Raw genomic sequence first — 26,723 nt, 5'->3', positions numbered from 1 at the left:
CACAATATAGTATTGGTGGCTTTTGATACTAGCAACGCGGAATCCGCTGAAACGGTCAATGGCATTGCTGTGACGGACGGCAGCAATATCCGCAGACCGCAAATTGGCCTGAACCCTGATTTGGCGTGCAGCGAATGACGGCTATGCGGGCTGCGGCCGCAGCATTGCAGTAACAGATCGAGCGACCGGTTTGGGCCGACTGCTTGCTCGCTACTCGAGAGGTATTCTTTGCAGCACCATGTATTCCTGTGAAGCAGGTTTGAAGGAAATCGCGCGAACATCAGAAAGGTTTTGATCAGCGGCGAATCTAGACGCTTCCGCCCTGTTCGGACCGACCCATCTAATGCGTTCTTCAGCGTCATAGACACCGATGCAATGGAACCAGCCAGGATTCGCTGGATCCAATGACTGGAAAGTCTGCTGTGGGATGTCCCAGGAAGAAAAAAACGTTGCTGTGGCGATGTCTTGACCGGGAAACCCAGTGCTCACGAGTCCCACAACCCGGCCTTCTGTGTTGAATACGGGGCCTCCGCTCATGCCACCAGGCCAATTCGCTTGCACTCGCATCATCGGCCACGGTCGTCCACGCGTAACATCAGCTGACTCCAATTCTACAACTTCAGACACCGAACCATAGATATACTGCTGCATTGGGCGCTGTTCGCCTCTCCCTTGCGTGTCCACATCGAGATCGGCGTACCCGAGTGCCATAACCTGATCGCCGATTTTTGGTGTCCAGCGCAGATCCAAATCAAAGTACTCTGAAGCGCCATTGTGCTGCGGCGATGGACTAATGAAAAGAGCTGCTAATTCGCTGAGGTTTCGGATGGCTGTCGGTTGCATCGGTCTGTTCTCTATCCCAACGTGAGATGCGCTCATACCTTCAAGAGGGCGCCACCAATCACGTGGTATGGCCACCGTTCCATAAACGATCCCTCGAAAATCAAGCGCTGCAAGTGCAACATCCGGGCGAATACGAACGCCTTGCTGCGTTTCGCAATACTCGACAAGTTCCTCGATCACGTGAAAGGCGGTCGCGCACATACACCACGGATCAATCCGAAAGGTCGTGCCATGACCCGCAGGTCGTTCGTTTGGCGATTGTGGGTTGATCCGGAAAAGCGGGAGCACCTTCGATCTGATCTCTGGACTTTGGACGAGAAAGAGTCCCCTTTCATCTACTTCGTCCGGGTGTACTTCTACAGGAAATGGAATGATTGCCTCCAATAATTTATACTGCGTCAAGCCTCACCATGCGGTTGCAGGTTCCACCAAAGTGTTTCTACGGCATATGGAGCCTGCAGGTGAAAAAGATAGCTGCATCCGGCCTCCGGCGTCCATCCAACGTATACAACTTCCCGCAAGACACACCTTGCGCCATCAATCGCCAGATTTTCTGCGGCGAATTTGGCGCTGCTCGTCAAGACGGTAGTGGGAAAGGTAGCTCGAACGAATGACCGGTTTGGTGAAGCTGCAGCGCGGCGCTTTATGTCGGGATGAAGGTCCGGTGTGGGCCGTCCTCGACGTGCGTTCGAGCCAAGCGGCGGAAGATGCCGCGGTGCGTCCGAGGTCCGCACAGATCCCATCAACGACATTTAACCTGCAATAGGCTATCCCTCTCCTGAGTAGTGAATAACCCGATAGAGCTTCCATGGACCCGATTAGCCAAGCTGACTTTGATCAACTCCAAGGTGTGTGGTCGCAGACCTATCTTGAGGCGGATGGTGTTATCGAGCCGCCAAATGACGAGCACACAGCACCTGGGGCAGTGTGTGTCTTCGAGGGCAATGAATTTAGGGTCATTGCGCCGGATGACAGACTGCTGCTCAAGGGAACTTTTGAGCTGGATGCGACAACAACACCGAAAGCGATCACATGGGTGGATTCAATCGGTGAAGACGCAGGGAAAGAACTTCCGGCGATCTATGAGCTAACCGATCAGACTTTCCGCTTCATCGCTGCGGATGAGGGTGAACTTCGTCCGACACATTTCAAAACGGTAGAAGGGTTAACCATGCGCAAGTTCGTTCGCGTGGAATAAGGCATAGTCGCTCTGTCCGCCTTTCGACCTTGGACGGTTCTCTTCGTTCGCAGGCGCGGCAGATGGCGGCTTTGGTCGGCGCACTGCAGCGGCGCGCTTGATGGTCAAACGGCAGAATCGGGCCGCTGCCAGATACGGCTTTCACGCCGACCCGCCATAACAACCGGCCCATCTAAACCACAGTACCCCGCTGCAACAGCCCCCGCATCCGCGCCTTCACCGACTTGACCAGCTCCTCCGGAACATCCCGCCCGAGCTGCGCCTCAACCCGCTCAAACGCATACTCAAACGCCGCTTCGATCTCTTCGAGCAGCCGCACCACGACATCCCGCGAGAGACCCGCCCGCTCGGCGGTCTGCATGAAGTGCCGAGCCACGATGTCATCGACACGGTAGTGCCGGTTGGTCCCGACCGACATCGCGAGCTTCACCTTTGGTCCCTGCAGCTGACCTGCATCGATACTGGGCTGGACCGAGATCACATCGTAGAGCGGCGTGAGGCGGAACCGCCCGCCGGGCCGCAGGAACAGGCTGACGTTCTTCGCATGCCCGTCCGTGGCGGCCATCAGCCAGAACAGGATCTGGGCCTTCAGGAAGGCGATGCGGTCCTGCTCGGGCACATCGCTGGCCTTGAGCAGATCCAGGATGTCGGCGGCACTCGGCCCGCCATCGTTCTGGTACTTGCGCGTGGGCGGCACGCCGAGAGCCTGGCAGCAGTCCTCCTGCGGCAGACGCAGCAGGCGTCCGTCTGCAGCATGCCGCCGGTCGAAGCGTTCGACGACCAGGACGCGGTGTTCGCCGAAGTCGCGGATCTCGGTCTGGGCGACCTCCAGCCCGAAGGCCTCCAGCAGCCGCAGGCAGAGATGCTCGTTCTCCACCGAGTGGGAGAGATCGACACCGAGGGGCAGGCGCCCGATCTGCGGCTTCAGGATATGGGTGGTCGGCGTGGTGCCATGCGGGCGCAGCCAGTGCCCGTCGTGATAGAGCAGCGCGGTCTTTTCCTGCGCCCCGGCAATGGAGATTCGGAAGTCCTGGTCGTCGCCCAAGCCCAGCGGCACATTGCCGAGATTGGCGATCATCGCGGCGATCTCATCCTCGTCCAGGACATCGCCGCGGATCTGGTCCGCCGGATCCGGCACCTCTCCCTCGGGCAGGAATTGCAGAGCCCCGACGCAATCCCGGCCGACCGCACTCAGCAGGCTGAAGGCGTCGATGCCCTCCGCGCCCCGGCGCTCGGCGACCCGCCGGCGGATCGCGTCGCTGTCGGGCAGCAGGTTGTCGAAGACGGCGATGACCGGCGCACCGAGATAGCGGTCCTCCCGCAAAGGCAGCGACAGGGAGATCGGCATCGTGTGCTCCCAGGCGAGCCACTCCGGCGCATACTGGAAGTCGATGGCGCCGCTGCTCTGCCGCGTCAGCCGGCCCACATGGCGGGTGTTCAGGAAGACCTCCAAGGGCGTGTATTTGCGCTGACGCCCCATCAGAAGATGTCCTCGATCTCGTCGGGCGCGCCCTTGCTGCGCTCCCGGATCACCAGCTCCAGATCGAGGGCCGCGAGGATGTCGCAGATGGTCTGGATCTTGGTCGCCGGATTGCCGGTCTCGATCTTGGAGAGGGTTTCCTGGCGCAGGCCCGCCTTGCGGCCGGTCTCGCTCTGGGTCTGATCCTGGGACCGCCGGATGCGGCGCAGGGCGTCTCCGATCTGTTTGGGGGTGCGGGCGATATGGTCCATGCTTGGCCTCTTTTTGTTCTATTATGCCGAATGAAGCATAAAATGTCAATATGATGATTGGAGCATGAATGTAAGTTATGGCGAATGGCGCATACCAATACAGCATGCGCCATCTTGCGGGAGCCGGCTACGGATCCCGCGATGCCAATTCCGCCTGGATCGTCTCGATGGACGCGAGCGCATTGCGGCGCTGCGCCGTGTCCGGATCGGACTGCACCAGGGCGTTGAATGTCTCGCGCAGCAGGCGGTGCAGCTCAGGTGTGCTGCGCTGTGCCGCTTCAAAGCGTGTGATGAGCTTCATGTCATCCTCCTTGGGTGGATCAGGAGGCCCCGACCATCAGGGCCTTTCGGCCCCGTCCCATCCTCATTGGCCCCTGAAGGCCCGATGGGCGGCGGGGGACGGATCTTGGCAGTGGAGGATCGGCGTGAAGATCTGAGCAGGGATTGAAGGGCAGAGGAGCAAAGCCTGCGGCTGTGCTGGTCGTCTTGCGTGGATTTAAGGCTTGGGGCGTTGCCCCCGGCGCGGACCAAGGGGTGGGTCCTCGCCATGCTCGCTTCCGCGCCCTGCGGCTTGTGCAGCTGCGCGTGGCTCCGGTCCCGCAGCAAAAGCTGCGCCCGTGATCCTTGCACCCCCCTCTTAGCCAGAGCGGCAGATCGGTTGCATGCGCAACCCATCAGCAGACAAGGAAGAGGAAGACAAGATGCCGTTCGAGAACACCCTCCAGTGCGGAGATTCAAATCAGATTATCGGGGCCATGCCCGAAGGAGCCGTTGACCTCGTCGTCACCGATCCCCCCTACGGCGTGAACTACCGGGACCGGACGGGCCGGACGGTGAAGAATGACGATACGTTGGAGAGCGTGCTGCCGGTCTTCGATCAGCTCTACCGAGCCTTGAAGCCGGGTGGGTTCTGCATCTCGTTCTATGGCTGGAACCGGATCGACCGCTTTATGGCGGCCTGGAAAGCGGCCGGGTTCACCGTGGCCGGACACATGGTCTGGACCAAGGACTATGCCTCCCGGCGGCGCTATCTCGCCTATCACCACGAACAGGCCTACGTGCTGGTCAAGGGCCAGGCAAAGCTACCAGGCAAGCCCCTCGCCGATGTTCAGCCCTGGGTCTATAGCGGCAACAAGGCCCATCCCACGGAAAAGGCGGTGGAGGTTCTGTCCCCACTAATCCGCTCGTTCTCACGTCGAGGCGATCTGGTCTGTGATCCCTTCGCCGGATCGGGCGCGACGCTGGTGGCGGCAGCCCTGGTCGGGCGGCGCTATCTCGGCGTGGAGCTAGAGGAGCGGTATTGCCGTCAGGCGCGGACGCGGCTGGATGGGGTGGTGAGGCATGTGGCGGAGCCGACACTGTTGAACTGGCAACGAAGTGCAGAGCTGAGTTGAGGCTTTTGAAGCACTTATGACGGATTATAGATACAATAGTTCAGCGCGATGAAGGGCGGCATATTGTTGTGTGGAACGTTACCGCCAGCGGCTTCCGTGCTGCGATTGTAGTTGAATGTTTGACCTGGGAGACGATTATTGTTTTGGTGGTGCTCATAGCTGTGACCGCCGGTTTCCAGGGTGCCACCATGACTGTGACGTGGCATTTCGGGTATTGTAAGCCTATGGGCTTCCACACCGCCTTGGTCGCCAAGGCTCAAAGCGGTCAGTCCAATTGGATCGGTATCACCGTTCGGAGCATGTGGCCCAGTCGGAATTAGAATGCCCGCGCCAGTGCCAATGATGAATTTGCCATTACCCTCGACATATGGCTCCCAGCCTTGGTCTCTTGGGCAACGGCCATCAACAGCGATAACCGTTCCAGCAGGCAGCTCAGGAGCAGATGGTTGCGCCGCCGCAAGAGATTCCAGGCATGCCAGTAGCGAAGTCCTGTTCTCCGTGCTAGTACCGCCAAGAAGCGCTTCTTCGCTGCACAAAGCATCTGGGCTGTTTTGAGCTAGAGCCTGGGAGCAGAAAATAGCTGCTAAGAATGGTGCGAAAAGTACTCTCATCAGAATCCCTCTATGTCTCGAAATGAATTTTCTGGCGTGGAGCAAGCCCCAAATTCAATGCCAAAGAGCCGGCTGCCTTGACATGCTTGTCCGTCCGTAAATTCACCTTCAAAGCTAGTTAGCGAAATACTCGCTGCAATAAATGCAACCACGAGACTGGCAAGGATGCCGAGCGCGCTTGCAGCGGTGCTTGGCCTCTCCCAAAGGCGCCGTAAACTTTTATTAGCCTTGAAGATTTTTGATTCGCCCAAAGGCACTTTTGTTTGTGGCGGGTTCACGGAATCTTTGCTGTTTTTTGCTGATTCGTTCGGCTCAAGCCATCTTTTGGTCAGCTCTTCGGCGGCAACTTGCGCAGATCTCAGAAGGCCTGCGAACGTCAAGGTGACGACGAGTATGACTAATCCCGCGCCTGGGTTGGTTCGGATGAGCTGGATCAGTCTTTCAGCATCTTCCATCCGACACACCTACCGGAGGACAATCATAGTTGCGTTCTTTCATGGTTCATATTTCGCCCGTATACGGCCCATGTTTCAAGCAAAACACCAAGAAATGCGAATCTGCATCTTTCTCCGCACTCGCTTATCCAGTGTTGAGCGCAATTTTCGGTCACTGGAACTGATGTTTCTCTGTGCGAGCGTGGCGGACAGCCCCGTTTCCGCGGCCGCATTCAAATCTACTTGGGGCTCGAAGCAGGCCTCTCTCCGGATCATGAGCGTCGATCGATCTGAAAACGAAGTCATCGCACTCACACGGCACCACAATCAGTACGGCAACTCATCATCCCCATCCGACGGTGTTGGGTTGCCGTACAGCTCTTCATACTCGGCAATCAGGTCCGGGAACTCCGCTTGGTAGTTCCGGAACCCCCACGTGATCAGTGTTGTGATCATTTCTTCCGGGGTTTTCCCCTCGAAGTCCGCCATCTCGCTCAGTTGGCGCATCTGTCTGTCGGAGAGCGAGAGAACAAGTATCTTGGTCATGGTGACCTCCTGTCGTTAGCTGGGTTCGTGGTCTGTGCCGGGTGTGCGACCTGTCCGGCCCGTCTGGTCGTGTGATCGGCGGCCTGTCTCTCCGCGCGCGCGGTTGCGCTCCGGCCTGGAGCGGTCGGGCATATCGACCGGAGGCGTGCCGCCCATCTGCATGTATTTGGCCACGTCCTGGTTCAGTGCCTGGATCTGGGCATTCCGGCGCTTGCGGGCCTCCACGATCTGCGCCTGGAGCTTGCGGCGTTCCTCCAGCTGACGCCGGATCGTCACCTGCTTCTCAGCCCGGTCTCGGGCTTGAGCATGGGCGATCTCCCCCTCGTTCTTCTGCCGGATCAGGCGGTTCTTCCCCGTGATCCAGCCCCAGAGGCCGCGCAGGCCCGTCGGCGTGCGCTCCGCTCGGCGTTGTTCTTCGGCTTGCCAGCGGTCCTCCTGCTTCTGTCGGAGCTGGTCGCGGTGCTGGCGATGGCAGTGCACCATCTGCTCGCGCTGGAACTGGGCCGCGAGATTCTGCTTCTCCGCCTTGGCCTGTTCTTCCTGCGCCCAGGCCTTTAGCTTCGGAGTCATCCGCCCCGCGATAAACGCCTTCGCGTCCTCGGTGGATTGCAGCGCCTTCGCATCGCCCAGCCTGGCTTTCAGATCCCTGGTCTTGGCCCCTGTGGCACGGGAGAGCGAATAGATCTCGCCCCGCCAATCGACGGCGACATAGCCGCGCCTGTCGCCGCGCGCGAGAACGTAGCCCCGGTCCCGCAGCGCCGTCTCAAAGGCCTGGCGGCTGTCTGATCCCGCCCAGCTTTCCTGCAGGATACGCTTGATCTCCTTGGGGTCCTGTTTCGTGCGCCTGGCTTGTTGGTACTCCGCGCGGCTGTAGCTCAGCGGATCGCGCTGGCGGTGATCCTGGAAGCCCTTCGGCATCTCCCAGCCCTGTTCGAGGTAGAGATCGCGGGCGATCCCGTTCAGCTCGCGCTTGTAGTGCGAGAGCTGCACCGCCTTCATCTCTTCGCCGTCGATCCGGCTCCAGACCGCATGGGCGTGGCGGCGGCCCTCCTTCTCGTGGAAGACGACCGCGCGGGGCTGGCCCTCCAGACCCAGCTGCTCTTCGATCCGGTCGATGGCGGCCTCGAAGGTCTCCACAGGGACCGTTTCATTCGGTGGAGGGTTCAGACTGAGCGAGAAGAGATGGTTCTTACAGCGCGTGCCCTTGGCGATGGCTTCGCTTTCCGCCATCGCGCCATGCAGGTCGTCGGCGATGAAGCCGCGCAGGTCGTGCAGCTCGATATGCTCGTTCTCCTGGCCGCGCATCAGGTGATTGGCCAGCTCGCGCCCATGGCCGCGCTCATTGCCCTTCAGGATCATGACGGGCCTGCCGCCTTGCCGAGCGCCTGGAGCAGCTCTGCCCGCATGGCCTGGATGTCGGCGCAGGCCTGGCGGATGTCCTCTTCGACCTCCGGATGGACAGGCAGCGTGCCGGTGTTCACCGCGCGGGCCAGCTGGTTGAGATTGGAGGACAGCCGCGACTGGCCGAGACGCGCCAGAACTCGCCCCAGCACTGCGTGATCCTCAACGGGCCTTGTGTTCCGCCTGCGGACTTTCGGCAGTTCCTGGTCGAACAGCACCGCCTTGATATAGGCCCCCAGCGGCACGCCATTGGCCGCCGCTTCCAGCTTCGCCCGCTCCTCGAAGGTCAGCCGCAGCGAGAACGGGGCAGGCGTCTTGCCCTTCGACAGCTGATTGAAATTACGGGGCGAGGTCGTCATCACCGCACCGCAGATCTGTCAGGTCATAGGGCGCCAGATGGCGTTCCCATTCCTCCAGAACCTCGAAGAAGCGGTTCGATTCCACTCCCCCCAGGTCCACCATCATCCTCTGAATGCGTTACGTTGGTGATCCTTTGGACCACCGTCCTGGCCCCTGAGCCGGGAACGTTGCTTTTTAAGCCGAACACTCCGAAGCGACACGCGTGATCTGGGTCCCAAAGGCCCCGGATCTCGTCCGGGGCGGTGGCAAACCGTTCCGGCCCCCGCGCCGGGACCGCTCGGCTCAGGACCCCGCAGCACTCTTCACTGCAGCGCGAACCCGTTCGCGCCGAGCGCCACGTCGCGCAGGTCGAGCCCGTACATGTCGCGCCCGAGCGCCACCATGGCCTGTTGGAAGGCGTCGCGTTGCTCGGGCGGGGCCTGGGTCATCGCCACGTCCTTCGCGCCGGAGATCATGGCGGCCTGCAACAGGATCCGGTCGGACTGGCGCTGCCGTTCCGCCGCGCTGACCGGGGCGGAGCCGTCTGCGGCGAAAGCACCTTCGATCTGAGCGCGCAGCGCGCTGACGGTCGCGGCACTCGGGTCGCTGCTGCGCAGGTTCGCCGCATCGTGCAACTCGATCATGTAGGCGGTCATCGCGTCGCCGAGATCCGTGGTCTCGAGGCCATAGGGGCGCAGGGCGGCACTCAGCGCGCCGAAGACATCCATCTGCCACAGGGCCGCGGCCTCGGGCGCGCCGCCGTTCACCGCGTCGGTCACGAAGGCGTCGATCACCTGCTGGCGGATGACCGGATCGGGGGTGAAGGCGAGCTCCATCGGCGCGCTGTCGCTCTGCGCCGGGATCTCCGACATGCCCATGCCGTTCCGGATGTTCTGGTTCATGAAATCCATGTTCAGCATGTGCATGTCGGGCTGGTAGATGCTGGTATCCATGAACATCTGCGCCGACGCGGGCGGGGCGGCGGCAAGCGTTGCGGCGACAAGGGCGATGCGAAGGGATGCGCGCGCGGACATGGGAAACCTCCTGGCTGAAATGCGTTCGGTGATGGAAGTCCGTGAAAGCTTCTAACCCCGCGCGATGACAGGAGCTTGTCAGTCCGGCGGTCAGACGAGGAAGCGGTCGGGCTCCATGGCCAGGCGGTAGTAGAGCCCGGTTTCCGCGTAGCCCGTGTCGAGCTCGCCCGAGAGGTCCTGCGGGATGATCTCGCGCAACAGGATCGAGCCGAAGCCGCGGCGGTCGCTGGCGGGAGCCGCCCGGCCGCCGCTTTCGGTCCAGCTCAGCACGAAGCGGTCGCCCTGGCGGCCCCAGTCGACCTCGATCGCGCCGTCGTCGCGGCTGAGCGCGCCGTGCTTCAGCGCATTGGTGCCGAGCTCGTTGATCATAAGGGCCACCGACATCGCGCCGCGGGCGTTGACGCTGACCGGGATGCCCTTGAGCCGGATGCGGTCGCCGCCACCGGCCTTGATCCCGAAATCACGCACCGCGTCCGAGACCAGCCCGCCGAGATCGGCGGAGCGGAAGTCGCGCTCGGCCAGCCGCCGCTGGGCGTGGGCCATCATGTCAATGCGCTGCTGGATCTCCGTCACGAAATCCTCGCGCCGCAGCGTGAAGTTGTCCGAGTGCCGGATCATGGCGGAGATGTTGGAGTACATGTTGCCCATGCGGTGCTTGAGCTCCGCGATCACCACCTCCTGATCGGCGAGACGGGCAAGGTCCTCATGCGCCCCGATCCGCGCCCGGATCTCCCGCACCAGGGTGGCGGCGAGGTCCTCGAGGGCGGAGAGCTTGTCGGCGGGCAGCCCGTCGCGGGGTTCCGTGTCGAGCACGCAGAGCGAGCCGACGCACTGCTCGGGCGCCAGCCACAGCGGCGCACCGGCGTAGAAGCGCAGATGCGGCGGGCCGGTCACCAGCGGGTTGTCGCGGAACCGGGGGTCGACGGTCGCATCGGGGATGACCAGCGGGATGCGCTGGCGGATAGTGTGATCGCAAAACGCCACCTCGCGAGGCGTTTCATCCAGATCGAGACCGATTTTCGATTTGAACCATTGACGATCCGCGTCGACGAGCGAGATGAGCGCCATGGGACAGCCGGTGACGGCGGAGGCGAGCCGGGTGAACCGGTCGAACCGCTCCTGCTGGTCCGAGTCGAGGAGGTCCGTCGCGCGCAGCAGGCGCAGACGCTGTTCCTCGTAGATGTCGACATGGGCCGTCATGAGCTCGGTTCCTGTCGGGCCGTGCGGGCCCGATACGAGCGCTCCAAATGGACGCGCACTGTCAGAGTACGCGAGTCGGCCCGCCCGTGTCAGTAGGCGAAACGCCATCGACGCACACAAAATGGTTAATAATAGTTAACAAAATAAGGGGTTTCGCGACCTTGACCGGCAAGGCTCCGCCGATCGCCCGCAAAAAAGAAGCGAACCGCCCGCATTCGCCGCTTGACGCCCCCGGGCCCCCCACATAAACACCGCTCACGCCTTTCGAAGCATGGCTTCGGAGCGGCGGAAGGTGAGCGGTTGTAGCTCAGTTGGTTAGAGTACCGGCCTGTCACGCCGGGGGTCGCGGGTTCGAGCCCCGTCAACCGCGCCACCACCTTCCCCGACCCAACCTCACGATTGGCGGCCCTGCGCGGTTGTAGCTCAGTTGGTTAGAGTACCGGCCTGTCACGCCGGGGGTCGCGGGTTCGAGCCCCGTCAACCGCGCCACGTTTCCCCACCCGTTTCATCGCAAGTCCGCCGGATCGTTCTGCATATTGTCGCATGCAGGGTCCGAAACGCGCCGTCCGGCGTTGACCCCCCACGGTGGCAGGTTTAGACCGCTTCCAAACCGAGCACGAACGGATGATCCGATGGACGAGCTTCTCCTGCGCGAATACCTGCCGATCCTCATCTTCCTGGGCCTCGCCATCGCGCTGGGTCTCATCCTGATCCTGGCAGCGGCGGTGGTCGCGGTGCGCAACCCGGACGCGGAGAAGGTTTCGGCCTACGAATGCGGGTTCAACGCCTTCGACGACGCGCGGATGAAGTTCGACGTGCGCTTCTACCTCGTCTCCATCCTGTTCATCATCTTCGATCTCGAAGTTGCCTTCCTGTTCCCCTGGGCCGCATCCTTCCCATATCAGGGGGAGCTGGGGTTCTGGTCGATGATTGTTTTCCTCTTCGTGCTGACCGTCGGCTTTGTCTATGAGTGGAAGAAAGGGGCCCTCGAATGGGAGTGAGCACCGCAACCAACACCGCCGGCGCCGACCGTGAGGTCGCGACGCGGCAATTGTCCAACGAGCTGGCCGACAAGGGCTTTCTGCTCACCTCGACCGACGACATCATCAACTGGGCGCGCACCGGCAGCTTGCACTGGATGACCTTCGGTCTGGCCTGCTGCGCGGTGGAGATGATGCACACCTCCATGCCGCGCTACGATCTGGAGCGGTTCGGAACGGCGCCGCGCGCCTCCCCCCGCCAGTCGGACCTGATGATCGTCGCGGGCACGCTGACCAACAAGATGGCCCCGGCGCTGCGCAAGGTCTACGACCAGATGCCCGAGCCGCGCTACGTGATCTCCATGGGCTCCTGCGCCAATGGCGGCGGCTACTACCACTATTCCTATTCCGTCGTGCGCGGCTGCGACCGCATCGTGCCGGTGGATGTCTACGTGCCCGGCTGCCCGCCGACGGCGGAGGCGCTGCTCTACGGCATCCTCCAGCTCCAGCGGAAGATGCGCCGCACCGGCACGATCACGAGGTAAGCGATGACCGAGGCACTCCGCGAGCTGTCCAGCCAGATCGAGGCCCGGCAGGGCGACGCCGTGCTGGCGACCGAGATCGTCGACCATTCCGGCCATGTCGAGCTGACGGTCACAGTGATCCCGTCCGCGATCGCCAAGTTCCTCGCCTTCCTGCGCGAGGATGCGGCATGCCAATTCCAGACGCTGGTGGATATCACGGCGGTGGACCATCCGGGCCGCGAGAAGCGGTTCGATCTGGTCTACCACCTGCTCTCCATGCGGCAGAACCAGCGCATCCGTGTGAAGGCGGGCGTGCGGGAAAAGGAGATCGTGCCGAGCATCACCGGCGTCTACCAGTCCGCCGACTGGTACGAGCGCGAGGTGTTCGACATGTTCGGCATCCTCTTTTCGGGCCACCCGGACCTGCGCCGGATCCTCACCGATTACGGCTTCCGCGGGCATCCGCTGCGCAAGGACTTCCCGACCACAGGCTATACCGAGGTCCGCTACGATGAGGCGGTCAAGCGCGTGGTCTACGAGCCGGTGAGCCTCGTTCAGGACTACCGCAGCTTCGACTTCATGTCGCCTTGGGAGGGCGCGGACTACATCCTGCCCGGCGACGAGAAGGCGCCGGACGAGGCGAAGAAGTAGGCCGCGCACGTGTCATACGCTTGGTGCACGCAAGTCATACGCATCGTGCACACGACTTTTCGGCCTGAGGAGGGCTGAGCCATGGACGGATCGAAATTCGACGACGTGCTGACGGGCGAGCAGCAGATCCGCAATTTCAACATCAATTTCGGGCCCCAGCATCCGGCCGCCCACGGCGTGCTGCGCATGGTGCTGGAGCTCGACGGTGAGATCGTCGAGCGGTGCGACCCCCATATCGGCCTGCTGCACCGCGGCACCGAAAAGCTCATGGAATCGCGGACATACCTCCAGAACCTGCCCTATTTCGACCGGCTGGATTACGTGAGCCCGATGAACCAGGAGCACGCTTGGTGCCTCGCCATCGAGAAGCTGACGAAGACCGAGGTGCCGCGCCGCGGCCAGCTTATCCGCGTGCTCTATTGCGAGATCGGCCGCGTTCTCAACCACTTGCTGAACGTGACGACGCAGGCGATGGACGTGGGCGCGCTGACGCCCCCGCTCTGGGGCTTCGAGGAGCGCGAGAAGCTCATGGTCTTCTACGAGCGGGCCTGCGGTGCGCGGCTCCACGCCGCCTATTTCCGGCCCGGCGGCGTGCACCAGGACCTGCCGCAGGCGCTCTGCGACGACATCATGGCGTGGACGGAGACGTTCCCGGCGGTGCTCGACGACATCGACGGCCTGCTGACGGAGAACCGGATCTTCAAGCAGCGCAACGTCGACATCGCGGTGGTCAGCCAGCAGGAATGCTTCGATCTCGGCTTCTCGGGCGTGATGGTCCGCGGCTCCGGCCTCGCCTGGGACTTGCGCCGCGCGCAGCCCTACGAGTGCTATGACGAGATGGAATTCCAGATCCCCGTCGGTACCAACGGCGACTGCTACGACCGCTATCTCTGCCGGATGGAGGAGATGCGCGAGAGCGTGAAGATCATCCGCCAGTGCATCACCAAGCTGGAGGAGGTGAAGGGCGAGCCGGTCCAGACCAAGGGCAAGATCGCGCCCCCGTCCCGGCACGACATGAAGACCTCGATGGAGGCCCTGATCCACCATTTCAAGCTCTACACCGAGGGCTTCCACGTCCCCGAGGGCGAGATCTACGCGGCCGTCGAGGCGCCCAAGGGCGAGTTCGGCGTGTACCTGGTCGCGGACGGCACCAACAAGCCCTACCGCGCCAAGCTGCGCGCGCCGGGCTTCGCGCACCTGGAAGCGATGGACCACCTCTGCAAGGGCCACCAGCTCGCCGATGTCAGCGCCATCCTCGGCTCGCTCGACATCGTGTTCGGCGAGGTGGATCGGTGAGTCTAACTGCGCTCCAGATCTTGTACGTGGTTCTCTTCGCCTTGTCGCTTGGGACAATCACGTATCATAGCGCCGCAGTTGAGCGTGGATGGTACTCGGTATCATCTTTTGCAAACCCTCAGAGTGCAGTAAATATTGTAGCCTTTTCTGGCGTTATTTCTGCAGTAGTGCTCACCGTTTATTTCCTTGCGTGGTGGCAGATTTTCATAACTGTTGGCGTAGGTTATGCGGTTATGGCTACAGCACTTGCAGTTTTGAAGGGGGGATTTTGGCTTGCAGCCTACTCAGTCTTCATTCTGCTCCCATACGCACTTGTAATCGCTAGGCCAGTTTAAATGCTCCGCAGACTTCATCCCGAACAGCCCGACAGCTTCGAGTTCACCCCGGCCAACAAGGCGTGGGCGGAGAAGCAGATCGCCAAGTATCCCGAGGGGCGGCAGGCGTCGGCCATCATTCCGCTGCTCTGGCGCGCGCAGGAGCAGGAGGGCTGGCTCTCCCGCCCCGCGATCGAGCATGTGTCGGACATGCTGGGCCTCGCCCATATCCGCGGCTTCGAGGTCGCGACCTTCTACTTCATGTTCCAGCTCGCCCCCGTGGGCGAGGTCGCGCATATCCAGGTCTGCGGCACGACCTCCTGCATGATCTGCGGGGCCGAGGACCTGATCGCCGTGTGCAAGGAGAAGATCGCGGAGAAGCCGTTCCAGACATCTTCCGACGGCAAGCTGAGCTGGGAGGAGGTCGAGTGCCTCGGTGCCTGCTCCAACGCGCCCATGGCCCAGATCGGCAAGGACTACTACGAGGATCTGACCGCCGAGAGCTTCGGCGAGATCATCGACGATCTCTATGCGGGCAAAGTCCCGACGCCGGGATCGCGCAAGGGCCGCTTCGCCTCCGAGCCGCTGTCCGGGCTGACCTCGCTGACACAACATGGCGAGAACCGGCAGGCCGCCAACATGTCCGTCGCCCTCGCCGCGGAAAAAGGTGATACAGTCGCGCGGATTACGGGCGATTGACGGGAGGGACCAACGCCATGGCCGATCCGAATACCAAACCGATGTCCAATGTCGCGTTTAGTCTGCTGGTGAGCGTGGCCGCCGCATTCTTCATCGCGATCCTCATGATCTTCCTCTTTGGCATGGCGGTGAGCGCGGGGCTGTTCATCGGCGGCATGGCGATCATCGTGGTGTTCGCGGTCGTGATCTACATGTCCGGGGGCGAGGCGAACGCGATCCCGGTGAGCGAGGCGCAGGCCCGCGATGCCGCGCCGGCCGCCGCGCCGGAGCCTGCGGCAGAGCCTGCACCGGAGCCCGCCGCGGCGACAGCGCCCGAGCCGGCACCGGAACCCGAGCCGGTCGTCGAGGAGCGCCTGCCCGATCCCGCGCCGGAGCCCGCGCCTGCGGATACGGCCGAGCCGGTGCCCGCACCGCGCGCTGCCGAGGAGGAGGTTGCCCCGGTGGCCGAGAGCGCGCCTGCGCCCGCCGCCGAGGAGGTCGCACCGACCACGGTCGCGGATGCGGACAAGCCCGCGACGCTCGACGCGCCGCGCGACGGCGGGGCCGACAACCTCAAGAAGATCAAGGGCGTGGGCCCGAAGCTGGAGCAGCTTCTGCACCGGATGGGCTTCTATCACTTCGATCAGGTCGCGAACTGGACCGATCGGGAGGTCGCCTGGGTCGACGAGAACCTCGAAGGGTTCAAGGGCCGCGTGACCCGCGACGAGTGGGTGGCGCAGGCCAAGGTCCTCGCCGACGGGGGCGAGACCGAGTTTTCGGCGCGGGCAAAGTAGACGGCCCGTGCCTGGGCGACGGAGTGACGTATGGACGAGGGGCGTGAGGCCCAGCTAAAGCGACAGACACGCCAAGCGGCGTTCGTGATTGCGGGCGGCTTCCTGGTGTGGATGGCGCTGAGCTGGCTGGGCGGGCTGATGAACTGGCCGCCGCGCTTCGCCATCCTCGCCGATCTCGCCATGCTCGCGGCGCTGATCTGGGCGCTGTTTGTACTGGTTAATGTCCGGCGGGCGCGCCGGAACGAAGGGGACTGAAATGCTGACCGATCAGGATCGCATCTTCACCAACATCTACGGCATGGCCGACCGCTCGCTGAAGGGCGCGCAGGCGCGCGGTGCCTGGGACGGGACCGCGGGGCTCATCGAGAAGGGCCGCGACTGGATCATCGACGAGGTGAAGGCGTCCGGCCTGCGCGGCCGCGGCGGCGCGGGCTTTCCGACCGGTCTGAAGTGGTCCTTCATGCCGAAGGAGAGCGACGGGCGGCCGTCCTACCTGGTGGTCAATGCGGACGAATCCGAGCCCGGCACCTGCAAGGACCGGGAGATCATGCGGCACGATCCGCATCTCTTCATCGAGGGGTGCCTGATCGCGAGCTTCGCGATGAACGCGCATGCCTGCTACATCTACATCCGCGGCGAGTACATCCGGGAGCGCGAGGCGCTCCAGATCGCCATCGACGAGGCCTATGATGCGGGCCTCCTCGGCAAGAACGCGGCCGGCTCGGGCTGGGATTTCGACCTCTACCTGCACCACGGTGCGGGCGCCTATATCTGCGGCGAGGAGACGGCGTTGCTGGAGTCTCTCGAAGGCAAGAAGGGCATGCCGCGGCTCAAGCCGCCCTTCCCGGCGAATACCGGCCTCTATGGTGCGCCGACCACGGTGAACAACGTGGAATCCATCGCCGTTGTGCCGACGATCCTGCGCCGCGGCGCGTCGTGGTTCGCGGGCTTCGGGCGGGAGAACAACGCCGGCACCAAGCTCTTCGCCATCTCCGGCCATGTGGAGAACCCCTGCGTCGTCGAGGAGGCGATGTCGATCCCGCTCCGCGAACTGCTCGACAAGCATTGCGGCGGGGTGCGCGGCGGCTGGGACAACCTCAAGACGGTTATCCCCGGCGGGTCGTCCGTGCGCTGCCTGCCGCACACGATCTGCGACGAGGCGATCATGGACTTTGACTGGCTGCGCGGGCAGGGCTCCGGCCTCGGCACGGCGGCGGTGATCGTCATGGATCAGTCGACGGACGTCATCAAGGCGATCTGGCGCCTGTCGAAGTTCTACAAGCACGAAAGCTGTGGACAGTGCACGCCGTGCCGCGAGGGCACGGGCTGGATGATGCGCGTGATGGACCGCCTGGTGACCGGCGATGCGGAGCCCGAGGAGATCGACATGCTCCTCGACGTGACCAAGCAGGTGGAGGGCCACACGATCTGCGCCCTCGGCGACGCCGCGGCCTGGCCGATCCAGGGCCTGATCCAGCACTACCGCGAGGAGATCGAGGACCGCATCAAGGCCAAGCGCACGGGCCGCATGGGCGCGATGGCGGCGGAGTGACGGCTTGGGACCTGGATACCAACTCGCTGAACTGAATATGGGGCGGCTGCGCGCGGCCCCCGGCGAGCCTCTGGTTCAGCCCTTCATGGATGCGCTCGACACGATCAACGGTATCGCCGAGCGTTCGGACGGCTTCATCTGGCGTCTGAAGTCCGATGAGGGCAATGCGACGTCCATAGCGGTCGAGGGGGATCCGAGGCTGATCCCGAACATCTCGGTCTGGCGGGATGTGCAGTCGCTGGAGCACTTCGTCTGGAACACGCTGCACCGTGCGTTCTACAAGCGGCGGGCGGAGTGGTTCGAGGTGCTGGAACGGATGTACTTCGTCATGTGGTGGGTGCCGGAGGGGCATCAGCCGTCGCTGGACGAGGCCCTGGCGCGCCTGGCTCACCTCGAGGAACACGGGCAGACCGACGACGCGTTCGGCTGGTCCTACCTGGAAGACGCAGGCATGTGGCGCACCCACGCCTGCGCCCAGGTCGCGGCGGAGTGATGAGTTGTATCTGCGTCACAGGCATACGCCTCTCGGTATCTGCGAAGACTGCGGGGACATCCGCTTTCTGGAGAGCCGGCAATGTGTGCTGTGCGGCGGGGAGCTTAACTGGTACGGCAAGCACCACAAACCGATGCCGACATGGAAGATCGTGTGCGGCGGGCTGGGATTCGGAGCGGTCTTGAGCCTTTTTCTCTATATTTTCAGGTAGGTATCGAGCAATGACCGACCTTCGCAAGATCATCATCGACGGGGCCGAGATCGAGGTCGATCCGGCGCTCACCATCCTGCAGGCCTGTGAGCAGGCGGGGGTGGAGATCCCGCGCTTCTGCTATCACGAGCGGCTCTCGATCGCGGGCAACTGCCGCATGTGCCTCGTCGAGGTCGTGGGCGGCCCGCCGAAGCCCGCCGCCTCCTGCGCGATGCAGGTGCGCGACCTGCGCGGCGGCCCGGACGGCCAGCCGCCGGAGGTGAAGACCAAGAGCCCGATGGTCAAGAAGGCGCGGGAGGGGGTGATGGAGTTCCTGCTCATCAACCACCCGCTCGACTGCCCGATCTGCGACCAGGGCGGCGAGTGCGACCTTCAGGACCAGGCGATGGCCTACGGCGTCGATTTCTCCCGCTTCCGCGAGGAGAAGCGTGCGGCGGTGGATCCGGATCTGGGCCCGCTCGTCGGCACCAAGATGACGCGCTGCATCTCCTGCACCCGCTGCGTGCGCTTCGTGACCGAGGTCGCGGGCGTGCCGGAGATGGGTCAGACCGGGCGTGGCGAGGATTCGGAGATCACCTCCTATCTCGGCCAGATGCTGACCAGCGAGCTGCAGGGCAACGTGATCGACCTCTGCCCGGTCGGTGCGCTGACGAGCAAGCCTTACGCCTTCACCTCCCGCCCGTGGGAGCTGAAGAAGACCGAGAGCATCGACGTGATGGACGCGCTCGGCTCCTCGATCCGGGTCGATACGCGGGGCCGCGAGGTCATGCGGATCATGCCGCGCAACCACGACGGCACCAATGAGGAGTGGCTGGCGGACAAGTCCCGCTTCGTCTGGGACGGCCTGCGCCGCCAGCGGCTGGATCGTCCTTATGTGCGCCGCGACGGCAAGCTACAGGCGGCGAGCTGGGGCGAGGCCTTTGCGGCCATCGCCGAGGCGGTGAAGGGCAAGAAGGTCGCCGGGCTCGTCGGGGATCTCACGCCGGTCGAGGCAGCCTTCGCGTTGAAGCAGCTCGTCGAGGGCCTCGGCGGTTCGGTCGAGTGCCGGACGGACGGCGCGAAGCTGCCCGCGGGCAACCGCTCCGCTTACGTCGGCACGGCGAGCGTCGAAGATATCGAGCACGCGGACCGCATCCTGCTGATCGGCACCAACCCGCGCAAGGAAGCGCCGGTGCTCAACGCCCGCATCCGCAAGGCATGGCTGAAGGGCGCGAAGGTCGCGATGATCGGTGCCCCGGCGGACCTGACCTACGACTACGCCCATATCGGCGAGGATCGCGCGGCGCTGGCGAAGCTCGCGGAGATGGATCATTCCGACAAGCACGGCTCGGCCGGCGTGATGATCGTGGGGCAGGGGGCGCTGAGCGGCCCGGACGGCGCTGCGGTGCTCGGCCAGGCGATGAAGGCGGCGGAGGCCGCGCAGTCGAAGCTCCTGATCCTGCACACGGCCGCAGGCCGCGTCGGCGCGATGGATGCGGGCGCCGTGACCGAAGGCGGGATCGATGCAGCGCTGGAGGGTGCGGAGGTGATCTACAACCTCGGCGCCGACGAGATCGAGATCGGCGCGGGTCCCTTCGTGATCTACCAGGGCTCGCACGGCGATCGCGGCGCGCACCGCGCCGACGTGATCCTGCCCGGGGCGGCCTACACGGAAGAGAACGGCATCTTCGTCAACACCGAAGGCCGCCCGCAGATGGCGTTGCGCGCGGGCTTCGCACCCGGCGAGGCGCGGGACAACTGGGCGGTGCTGCGGGCGCTGTCGGCGGAGCTGGGCCAGGCGCTGCCCTTCGATTCGCTGTCAGAGCTGCGCGCGAAGCTCTTCGAAGCCGTGCCGCATCTCGCCGAGATCGACACGGTGCCCGAGAACGCGTGGACGGCCGAGCCCGCGGGCGACATGGGCCGCGGCGCGTTCGAGAGCCCGATCAAGGACCACTACCGCACCAACCCGATCGCCCGCGCCTCCGAAGTGATGGCGGAGCTCTCCAAGCTCGCCCACGAGCGCGACCTGCCGGTGGCGGCGGAGTGAACCGGTGCGCGCGGCGGCTCTTTTCTTTCTGACGCTGGCGGCCTGTGCCAATCCGCAGGCCACCGATTATCAGGGGGAGCCGATCGAGCGGGCGGCGCGCGATCTGGGCTTTCCGTCGCGGATCGTGGAGCTGCCGGACGGGCGGCGCACTTATGAGTGGCAGATCGAGCAGGTGGCGAGCGTCGGGCCGATCAAGCCGCAGATCGGCGGGATCTCCGTCAGTTCGCGCGGCGGGGTCGGCGTGGGCGTCGGGCTAGGGCGCGATCGCGTCTCCACCGGCTTTTGCTCCTACGTCCTGACGGCGCGGCCCGAGGGCGAGACCTACATCGTCGAGGGCGTGAACGACACGGGGAGGTCCTGCCTGTGAGAGCGCTGGCCCTGATCCCCGTCGTCCTGACCACTTTGGCGCTCGCGGCCTGCGCACCGGGCACCAATACCGATGCGCCCAATGCGCGCGCGGTCTACTCCCCGATGATCCAGCGGACGGCCTATGTGGTGGAGACGGTGTTCCCGCGCGATCCGGCGAGCTTCTGTGCGGCCTATGCGCTGGTCCCGCCCCCGGCCACGGGTGTGCTGACGGTGGACGAGACGGTGCCCGCGGGGCGCGGCGGCCAGATCCCGGGGGAGAGCGTCACGACGCCCGGACCCTATTCCGTCTATTCCTTCTTCAACGCCGATGCCGTAGAGACACTGCGAACGGTGGACGGCGCGCTCGCCGCCGAGATATTCGACGACGCGATTTCCGAGGAAACGCTGCGCACGACCTGCACTGGGTAGAGACATGGACTTCTGGGACACCAATTTCGGCATCTTCCTCATCATCCTGGCGCAATGCCTCGCGGTGACGGTCTCCGTCCTCGTGGCGCTGGCGTTTTTGATGTATGCCGACCGCAAGGTCTGGGCCGCGGTGCAGATGCGCAAGGGCCCGAACGTGGTGGGCGTGTTCGGCCTGCTGCAGAGCTTCGCCGACTTCCTGAAATACATCGTGAAGGAGATCGTGGTGCCCGCGGGCGCGGACCGCACCGTGTTCTTCCTCGCGCCGATGATCGCCTTCGTGCTCGCCGTGATTTCCTGGGCGGTGATCCCGTTCGCGGATGGCTGGGTCGTCGCGAACCTGAATATCGGGATCCTCTACATCTTTGCGATCTCCTCGCTGGAGGTCTACGGCGTGATCATGGGCGGCTGGGCGTCGAACTCGAAGTATCCGTTCCTGGGCTCGCTCCGTTCTGCGGCGCAGATGATCTCCTACGAGGTATCGATCGGCTTCATCATCGTGGGCGTGCTGATCTCCACCGCGTCGCTGAACCTCACGGACATCGTGCGGGCGCAGGACGGGGATTACGGGATCTTCTCGTGGTACTGGCTGCCGCACTTCCCGATGGTGTTCCTGTTCCTGATCTCCGCACTGGCCGAGACCAACCGGCCCCCGTTCGATCTGCCTGAGGCGGAGGCGGAGCTCGTGGCCGGTTACCAGGTCGAGTACTCCTCCACCCCCTTCCTGCTCTTCATGATCGGGGAGCTGATGGCGGTGGTGCTGATGTGCGCGCTGATCACCATCCTCTTCTTCGGCGGCTGGCTGAGCCCGGTGCCGGGCCTGCCCGACGGCGTGTTCTGGTTCGTGGCGAAGGTGCTGTTCTTCTTCTTCATCTTCGCGATGGTGAAGGCCATTGTACCGCGGTTCCGCTATGACCAGCTTATGCGTATCGGCTGGAAGGTGTTCCTGCCGCTGTCGCTGGGCTGGGTGGTGCTGGTGGCGATCTTCGCCCAGTACGGCTGGTTCTGGGGCGCCTACCAGCGTTGGGCGATCGGAGGGTGAGGATGCGCCGGATCCTCGCTGCATTCCTGTTGATCGCGTCCGGGGCTGCGGCTCAGGAGCCGGGCGCTGATTTCGAAGCCGATCGTCAGAAGCTGAACGCGCTGCACGAGGCAGGAGACTACACGGGCTTCCTGCGCCATTACGTTCGCGTCATCGAAGGTACGGATTTCATTTCTCCGGAGCGTTTCTCGCTGACCGGCCAGATGGGGGAAATGACGGTTCGGCTCATCGATCACGTCGACGCGCAAGATCAGGTCGAGATCCTCGGAGCTGCCATTCCGCTGGTGGAGGAAGACGAGCAGTATCTCGGCCTTCCCTACCTATATATCACTTATGCCGATGCTCAGATGCAGGTCGGCGATGTTGAGGGTGCAGTGCGCAGTTTGGACGAGGCAGACACGGCCATGGAGCGGTTCGACTCCTTCGGCTGCCTGCCGGGGGTCAATGTAACGACCTGTCCCTACATATTGCCGTCGATATCCGAGTTGCGCGACCGCGCAAGCAATCTGCGCCGCGAGTTAGAGGGTTAAAATCAGCATGGCCATGACATTCGACCGCGCCGCCAAGTACTTCCTGCTGGCGGACTTCTTCCAGGGCTTCAAGCTGGGGCTGAAGTACTTCTTCAAACCCAAGGCGACGCTGAACTACCCGCATGAGAAGGGCCCGCTCTCCCCGCGTTTCCGCGGTGAGCACGCCCTGCGCCGCTACCCGAACGGTGAGGAGCGGTGCATCGCCTGCAAGCTCTGCGAGGCGATCTGCCCGGCACAGGCCATCACCATCGATGCCGAACCGCGCGACGACGGCTCGCGCCGCACCACGCGCTACGACATCGACATGACGAAGTGCATCTATTGCGGCTTCTGCCAGGAGGCCTGCCCGGTCGATGCCATCGTCGAGGGGCCGAACTTCGAGTTCTCGACCGAGACGCGCGAGGAGCTGTTCTACAACAAGGAAAAGCTCCTGGAGAACGGCGAGCGTTGGGAGGCGGAGATCGCCCGCAACCTCGAGCTCGACGCGCCCTACCGCTGAGGCGCGGACGATGGGAGCCTGGGGCGCAGGCGTCTTCGACAACGACGATGCGGGCGACTGGCTCTACGAGTTCGAGGAGCGCGGCGCCGATGCGGTGAGCGAGGCGTTCACCACCGTGCGCGACTCGCATGCCGCCGGTTACGTGGAGCTGCCCGAGGGCGGGGCCGCGGTGGCGGCGGCCGAAGCGGTCGCCTTCGCCCTCGGCCGGCCCGATCCCGAGATCATGTACAGCATCACAGCGACGCTGAAGCGCCACGCGCCGGCCGTCGCGGCCCTTCCCGACATCCGCAGCCGCGCCCGCGACGCCCTGTCTCTGGTGACCGAGGAGGAGGCGACCTCCGAGCTTCTGGAGCTGTGGATGGAGGGTGGCGAGGACGGGGCCGGGGACTTTCTGGCCGCGATTGCAGCGCTCAAGGCCCGATTAGCGTAACAGCGTGTCGTCTCGGTCTTGAGCCGGAACGATGCAGCCGATAGAGAGACGCCGAACCGGCGCAACACCCAAGGGACTGCCATGACCGTCGCAGCCGTCATCTTCTACCTGTTCGCGATCACGGCGGTGGCCGCGGGGCTCCTCGTGGTCCTCGCGCGCAACCCGGTGCATTCGGTGCTGTGGCTGATCCTCACCTTCTTCTCCGCCGGCGGGCTCTTCGTCCTGATGGGGGCGGAGTTCATCGCGCTCCTCCTGCTCATCGTCTATGTGGGCGCGGTCGCGGTGCTGTTCCTTTTCGTCGTCATGATGCTCGACGTGGATTTCGCAGAGCTGCGACAGGGGATCGCGCAGCACATGCCGATCGCGCTGCTGATCGGCGTGATCCTGGTGATGGAGCTGATGCTGGTGATCGGTGTCTGGGCCTTTGCCGATGCCGCACCCGAGCTGCGCGCCGCCATCTCGCCCACGCCGTCGGAGACGCAGAACACCGTGGCGCTCGGGCAGATCATCTACACCGACTACATCTACCTCTTCCAGGCGGCGGGGCTGATCCTGTTCGTGGCCATGGTGGGTGCCATCGTGCTGACCCTGCGCCACCGCGTGGACGTCAAGCGCCAGAACGTGCTCAAGCAGATGTACCGCGACCCCGCCGAGGCCGTGGTGATGAAGGACGTGAAGCCCGGGCAGGGGCTCTAGGCGATGACGCGCAAGCAACGCGGCTGGTTCGCCATCATCCTCGCCATCGCGGTGGCGATCTTCGTGGCGATAACGGATTGATCAGGGGCCGTCCGGCCCGGAGAAGAACGCATGATCGGACTTGAACACTACCTCACCGTTGCCGCCCTGCTGTTCGTCACGGGCATCTTCGGCATCTTCCTCAACCGCAAGAACGTCATCGTCATCCTGATGTCGATCGAGCTCATGCTGCTCGCGGTCAATATCAACATGGTGGCGTTCTCCGCCTTCCTCGGCGATCTGGTCGGGCAGGTCTTCACCCTGTTCATCCTGACCGTCGCGGCCGCCGAGGCGGCCATCGGCCTGGCCATCCTCGTCTGCTTCTTCCGCAACCGCGGAACGATCCAGGTCGAGGACGTGAACGTGATGAAGGGCTGACATGTATCAGATCATCGTCTTCGCGCCGCTGATCGCGGCGATCATCGCGGGCTTCGGCTGGCGCATCATCTCGGAGAAGGGCGCGCAGGTCGTGACCACCGGCGCCGTGATGGTCGCGGCTGTTCTGAGCTGGGTCGCCTTCCTCGGCTTCGATGGCGAGGCGCAGAGCGTCACGGTGATGCGCTGGATCGACAGCGGGTCGATGGTGGCCGACTGGGCCTTCCGCATCGACCGGCTGAGCGTGACGATGCTGGTGGTGGTCAACACCGTCTCGGCCCTCGTCCACCTCTACTCCTTCGGCTACATGGCCCACGATCCGGAGTTCCACGAGGGCGAGAGCTACAAGCCGCGTTTCTTCGCGTACCTCTCCTTCTTCACCTTCACGATGCTGATGCTCGTGACGGCGGACAACCTGATCCAAATGTTCTTCGGCTGGGAGGGTGTGGGCGTCGCCTCCTACCTGCTGATCGGCTTCTACTTCCGCAAGCAGTCGGCGGGTGCGGCCGCGATGAAGGCGTTCATCGTCAACCGGGTGGGCGATTTCGGCTACCTCTTGGGCATCTTCGCCCTGTTCCTGCTGACCGACAGCGTGGAGTTCTCTACCATCTTCGCCGAGGTGCCGGAGCTGGCCGGGACCACGATCAACTTCCTGGGCGCCGAGCTTCCGGCGCTGGAGGTCGTGGGCATCCTTCTGTTCATCGGCGCGATGGGCAAGTCGGCGCAGCTCATCCTGCACACCTGGCTGCCCGACGCGATGGAGGGGCCGACGCCGGTTTCCGCCCTCATTCACGCGGCGACGATGGTGACGGCGGGCGTGTTCCTCGTCTGCCGCATGTCGCCGATCTACGAGGAGACGGTCTTCGCCTCCAACTTCATCGTGACGCTGGGCGCGATGACGGCGTTCTTCGCCGCGACCGTCGGCCTCGTGCAGAACGACATCAAGCGGGTGATCGCGTACTCGACCTGCTCGCAACTCGGCTACATGTTCGTGGCGGCCGGCGTCGGCTTCTACCAGGCGGCCATGTTCCACCTGTTCACGCACGCGGCCTTCAAGGCGATGCTGTTCCTCGGCGCCGGTTCGGTCATCCACGCGATGCACCACGAGCAGGACATGCGGAACTATGGCGGGCTCAAGGACAAGATCCCGGTCACGTTCTGGACCATGATGATCGGCACGCTCGCCATCACCGGCGTGGGCATCCCGTTCAGCTACGACATGTTCGGCGTGCCGATCGGCCTTGCGGGCTTCGTGTCGAAGGACGCGATCATTGAGGGGGCCTTTGCCGGCAGCGCCTACTTTGCCTTCTGGGCGCTGGTGATCGCGGCGCTGTTCACCAGCTTCTATTCCTGGCGGCTGATCTTCCTCACCTTCTACGGCGAGCCGCGGGGCGATGCGCATACGCACGACCACGCGCATGAGAGCCCGCGGGTGATGACCGTGCCGCTGATGGTGCTGGCGGTCGGTGCGATCCTCGCGGGCACCCTGTTCTACAAGCCCTTCGTGGGCTCGGGTGCCGATGCCTTCTTTGGCCCGGCGATCGCGCAGCAGGGCGCGCCGTCCTATGGCGATGACCACGGCGAGGATCATGGTGAAGACCATGCCGCCGAGGAGAGCCACGGTGAGGACAGCCACGGTGACGCCTATGCCGACGGCTCCCACGGCCCGGACGTGATCGACAACTACCACTACGTTCCCTGGTGGGTGAAGCTGTCGCCGTTCCTTGCCATGCTGCTGGGCCTCGCAACCGCCTACCAGTTCTACATCCGCGCGCCCGAGACGCCGGGCAAGCTGGCGCGGACGCTGCCGGGGCTCTACGCCTTCCTGCTCAACAAGTGGTACTTCGACGAGATCTACCAGGTGCTCTTCGTCCAGCCGACGCAGTGGCTCGGCAAGTTCCTCTGGAAGAAGGGCGACGGCGCGACCATCGACGGCGGGATCAACGGGATCGCCATGGGCATCGTGCCGTTCCTCACGCGGCTCTCCGGCCGGGCGCAGTCCGGCTACGTCTTCCACTACGCCTTCGCGATGATCCTCGGCCTCGCCGTCATCATCACGTGGTTCGCCATCCGGGGAGCTTCCTGAGA

Annotated in this window: 31 protein-coding genes, 2 tRNA genes and 1 pseudogene; 23 read left to right on the top strand and 11 right to left on the bottom strand. The window is 63.8% G+C overall.

Annotation, left to right across the window (positions count from 1 at the left end):
• Positions 1-210 precede the first annotated feature (210 nt).
• Entirely contained in the window at positions 211-1,023 is an 813-nt protein-coding gene (locus I0K15_RS02890) for a S1 family peptidase (RefSeq protein WP_196103947.1), read from the bottom strand.
• 628 nt (positions 1,024-1,651) lie between these two features.
• Between I0K15_RS02890 and I0K15_RS02885 the strand changes: the two genes are divergently transcribed.
• Positions 1,652-2,041: a TIGR03067 domain-containing protein gene (locus I0K15_RS02885; RefSeq protein WP_196103946.1), complete on the top strand. Its 390-nt coding sequence runs from the start codon at positions 1,652-1,654 to the stop codon at positions 2,039-2,041.
• A 172-nt stretch (positions 2,042-2,213) separates the two neighbouring features.
• Here the strand turns inward: I0K15_RS02885 and I0K15_RS02880 are convergent, their stop codons facing one another.
• The 3 genes from I0K15_RS02880 to I0K15_RS02870 form a co-directional block, all read right to left on the bottom strand.
• Positions 2,214-3,521, bottom strand: coding sequence for a type II toxin-antitoxin system HipA family toxin (locus tag I0K15_RS02880; RefSeq protein WP_196103945.1), 1,308 nt, complete (start codon positions 3,519-3,521; stop codon positions 2,214-2,216).
• Complete coding sequence (locus tag I0K15_RS02875; RefSeq protein WP_196103872.1) at positions 3,521-3,772, bottom strand: helix-turn-helix domain-containing protein; 252 nt, start codon at positions 3,770-3,772, stop codon at positions 3,521-3,523. The genes I0K15_RS02880 and I0K15_RS02875 overlap by 1 nt, the downstream gene beginning before the upstream one ends.
• Positions 3,773-3,899: 127 nt before the next feature.
• Entirely contained in the window at positions 3,900-4,073 is a 174-nt protein-coding gene (locus I0K15_RS02870) for a hypothetical protein (RefSeq protein ID WP_196103871.1), read from the bottom strand.
• 454 nt (positions 4,074-4,527) lie between these two features.
• Here I0K15_RS02870 and I0K15_RS02865 point away from each other — a divergent pair, with 454 nt between their 5' ends.
• On the top strand, positions 4,528-5,166 hold the full coding sequence (locus I0K15_RS02865; RefSeq protein WP_230374254.1) for a DNA methyltransferase: 639 nt from the start codon (positions 4,528-4,530) through the stop codon (positions 5,164-5,166).
• 14 nt (positions 5,167-5,180) lie between these two features.
• Here I0K15_RS02865 and I0K15_RS02860 read toward each other — a convergent pair whose 3' ends face one another.
• The 7 genes from I0K15_RS02860 to I0K15_RS02830 all read right to left on the bottom strand — a co-directional run bounded on the left by I0K15_RS02860 (position 5,181) and on the right by I0K15_RS02830 (position 10,731).
• On the bottom strand, positions 5,181-5,777 hold the full coding sequence (locus I0K15_RS02860; RefSeq protein ID WP_196103943.1) for a hypothetical protein: 597 nt from the start codon (positions 5,775-5,777) through the stop codon (positions 5,181-5,183).
• The gene (locus I0K15_RS02855; RefSeq protein ID WP_196103942.1) at positions 5,777-6,232 is read right to left on the bottom strand and encodes a hypothetical protein; all 456 of its coding nucleotides are present in this window, start codon (positions 6,230-6,232) and stop codon (positions 5,777-5,779) included. The genes I0K15_RS02860 and I0K15_RS02855 overlap by 1 nt, the downstream gene beginning before the upstream one ends.
• Before the next feature lie 306 nt (positions 6,233-6,538).
• Positions 6,539-6,757: a hypothetical protein gene (locus I0K15_RS02850; protein ID WP_196103941.1), complete on the bottom strand. Its 219-nt coding sequence runs from the start codon at positions 6,755-6,757 to the stop codon at positions 6,539-6,541.
• Positions 6,758-6,772: 15 nt separating this feature from the next.
• On the bottom strand, positions 6,773-8,116 hold the full coding sequence (locus I0K15_RS02845) for a relaxase/mobilization nuclease domain-containing protein (protein WP_196103940.1): 1,344 nt from the start codon (positions 8,114-8,116) through the stop codon (positions 6,773-6,775).
• Positions 8,113-8,517, bottom strand: a complete 405-nt coding sequence (locus I0K15_RS02840; RefSeq protein ID WP_196103864.1) for a hypothetical protein — start codon at positions 8,515-8,517, stop codon at positions 8,113-8,115. The genes I0K15_RS02845 and I0K15_RS02840 overlap by 4 nt, the downstream gene beginning before the upstream one ends.
• 303 nt (positions 8,518-8,820) lie before the next feature.
• Positions 8,821-9,531 (bottom strand): hypothetical protein, encoded by a 711-nt coding sequence (locus I0K15_RS02835; protein WP_196103939.1) that lies wholly within the window; start codon positions 9,529-9,531, stop codon positions 8,821-8,823.
• A gap of 90 nt (positions 9,532-9,621) precedes the next feature.
• Positions 9,622-10,731: a sensor histidine kinase gene (locus tag I0K15_RS02830; protein ID WP_196103938.1), complete on the bottom strand. Its 1,110-nt coding sequence runs from the start codon at positions 10,729-10,731 to the stop codon at positions 9,622-9,624.
• 296 nt (positions 10,732-11,027) lie between these two features.
• Here I0K15_RS02830 and I0K15_RS02825 point away from each other — a divergent pair.
• From I0K15_RS02825 to nuoL, 21 genes and pseudogenes are all read left to right on the top strand, one after another.
• Positions 11,028-11,104, top strand: a tRNA-Asp gene (locus tag I0K15_RS02825).
• A gap of 39 nt (positions 11,105-11,143) precedes the next feature.
• Positions 11,144-11,220, top strand: a tRNA-Asp gene (locus I0K15_RS02820).
• A 143-nt stretch (positions 11,221-11,363) separates the two neighbouring features.
• Positions 11,364-11,732 carry an NADH-quinone oxidoreductase subunit A gene (locus tag I0K15_RS02815; RefSeq protein WP_196103937.1) on the top strand — a complete coding sequence of 123 codons (369 nt, stop codon included), beginning with the start codon at positions 11,364-11,366 and terminating at the stop codon, positions 11,730-11,732.
• Positions 11,723-12,256, top strand: a complete 534-nt coding sequence (locus I0K15_RS02810) for a NuoB/complex I 20 kDa subunit family protein (protein WP_196103936.1) — start codon at positions 11,723-11,725, stop codon at positions 12,254-12,256. The genes I0K15_RS02815 and I0K15_RS02810 overlap by 10 nt, the downstream gene beginning before the upstream one ends.
• Positions 12,257-12,259: 3 nt before the next feature.
• On the top strand, positions 12,260-12,886 hold the full coding sequence (locus tag I0K15_RS02805) for an NADH-quinone oxidoreductase subunit C (protein WP_196103935.1): 627 nt from the start codon (positions 12,260-12,262) through the stop codon (positions 12,884-12,886).
• 81 nt (positions 12,887-12,967) lie between these two features.
• Positions 12,968-14,182, top strand: a complete 1,215-nt coding sequence (locus tag I0K15_RS02800; RefSeq protein WP_196103934.1) for an NADH-quinone oxidoreductase subunit D — start codon at positions 12,968-12,970, stop codon at positions 14,180-14,182.
• A 335-nt stretch (positions 14,183-14,517) separates the two neighbouring features.
• A pseudogene (gene nuoE, locus I0K15_RS02795) lies at positions 14,518-15,189 on the top strand (NADH-quinone oxidoreductase subunit NuoE); the annotation flags it as partial.
• 23 nt (positions 15,190-15,212) lie between these two features.
• Positions 15,213-15,968 carry a hypothetical protein gene (locus I0K15_RS20955; RefSeq protein WP_230374253.1) on the top strand — a complete coding sequence of 252 codons (756 nt, stop codon included), beginning with the start codon at positions 15,213-15,215 and terminating at the stop codon, positions 15,966-15,968.
• Positions 15,969-15,998: 30 nt separating this feature from the next.
• Positions 15,999-16,223: a DUF5337 family protein gene (locus I0K15_RS02785; protein WP_196103932.1), complete on the top strand. Its 225-nt coding sequence runs from the start codon at positions 15,999-16,001 to the stop codon at positions 16,221-16,223.
• Position 16,224: 1 nt separating this feature from the next.
• On the top strand, positions 16,225-17,520 hold the full coding sequence (nuoF, locus tag I0K15_RS02780; protein WP_196103931.1) for an NADH-quinone oxidoreductase subunit NuoF: 1,296 nt from the start codon (positions 16,225-16,227) through the stop codon (positions 17,518-17,520).
• Between the two features lie 4 nt (positions 17,521-17,524).
• Positions 17,525-18,013, top strand: coding sequence for a DUF3291 domain-containing protein (locus tag I0K15_RS02775; RefSeq protein WP_230374252.1), 489 nt, complete (start codon positions 17,525-17,527; stop codon positions 18,011-18,013).
• A gap of 221 nt (positions 18,014-18,234) precedes the next feature.
• Entirely contained in the window at positions 18,235-20,250 is a 2,016-nt protein-coding gene (nuoG, locus tag I0K15_RS02770) for an NADH-quinone oxidoreductase subunit NuoG (RefSeq protein WP_196103930.1), read from the top strand.
• Positions 20,251-20,254: 4 nt separating this feature from the next.
• Positions 20,255-20,617: a hypothetical protein gene (locus tag I0K15_RS02765; protein ID WP_196103929.1), complete on the top strand. Its 363-nt coding sequence runs from the start codon at positions 20,255-20,257 to the stop codon at positions 20,615-20,617.
• The gene (locus tag I0K15_RS02760; RefSeq protein ID WP_196103928.1) at positions 20,614-21,027 is read left to right on the top strand and encodes a hypothetical protein; all 414 of its coding nucleotides are present in this window, start codon (positions 20,614-20,616) and stop codon (positions 21,025-21,027) included. Before I0K15_RS02765 ends, I0K15_RS02760 begins: the two co-directional genes overlap by 4 nt.
• Positions 21,028-21,031: 4 nt before the next feature.
• On the top strand, positions 21,032-22,066 hold the full coding sequence (gene nuoH / locus I0K15_RS02755) for an NADH-quinone oxidoreductase subunit NuoH (RefSeq protein WP_196103927.1): 1,035 nt from the start codon (positions 21,032-21,034) through the stop codon (positions 22,064-22,066).
• 2 nt (positions 22,067-22,068) lie between these two features.
• Positions 22,069-22,596: a hypothetical protein gene (locus I0K15_RS02750; protein ID WP_196103926.1), complete on the top strand. Its 528-nt coding sequence runs from the start codon at positions 22,069-22,071 to the stop codon at positions 22,594-22,596.
• A gap of 7 nt (positions 22,597-22,603) precedes the next feature.
• Positions 22,604-23,095 carry an NADH-quinone oxidoreductase subunit NuoI gene (gene nuoI / locus I0K15_RS02745; protein WP_196103925.1) on the top strand — a complete coding sequence of 164 codons (492 nt, stop codon included), beginning with the start codon at positions 22,604-22,606 and terminating at the stop codon, positions 23,093-23,095.
• A 10-nt stretch (positions 23,096-23,105) separates the two neighbouring features.
• A complete protein-coding gene (locus tag I0K15_RS02740; protein WP_196103924.1) occupies positions 23,106-23,525 on the top strand; it encodes a DUF4259 domain-containing protein in 420 nt (139 codons plus the stop codon).
• 81 nt (positions 23,526-23,606) lie between these two features.
• Complete coding sequence (locus I0K15_RS02735) at positions 23,607-24,221, top strand: NADH-quinone oxidoreductase subunit J (protein WP_196103923.1); 615 nt, start codon at positions 23,607-23,609, stop codon at positions 24,219-24,221.
• Positions 24,222-24,332: 111 nt separating this feature from the next.
• Positions 24,333-24,638 (top strand): NADH-quinone oxidoreductase subunit NuoK, encoded by a 306-nt coding sequence (gene nuoK, locus I0K15_RS02730; RefSeq protein WP_196103922.1) that lies wholly within the window; start codon positions 24,333-24,335, stop codon positions 24,636-24,638.
• 1 nt (position 24,639) lies between these two features.
• Entirely contained in the window at positions 24,640-26,721 is a 2,082-nt protein-coding gene (nuoL, locus tag I0K15_RS02725; RefSeq protein WP_196103921.1) for an NADH-quinone oxidoreductase subunit L, read from the top strand.
• The last annotated feature ends 2 nt before the right edge of the window (positions 26,722-26,723 follow it).

Origin of the sequence: Pontivivens ytuae (genome assembly GCF_015679265.1) — a bacterium.
Taxonomy (GTDB): domain Bacteria; phylum Pseudomonadota; class Alphaproteobacteria; order Rhodobacterales; family Rhodobacteraceae; genus Pontivivens; species Pontivivens ytuae.
This window is presented reverse-complemented; position numbering and strand designations above follow the sequence as displayed.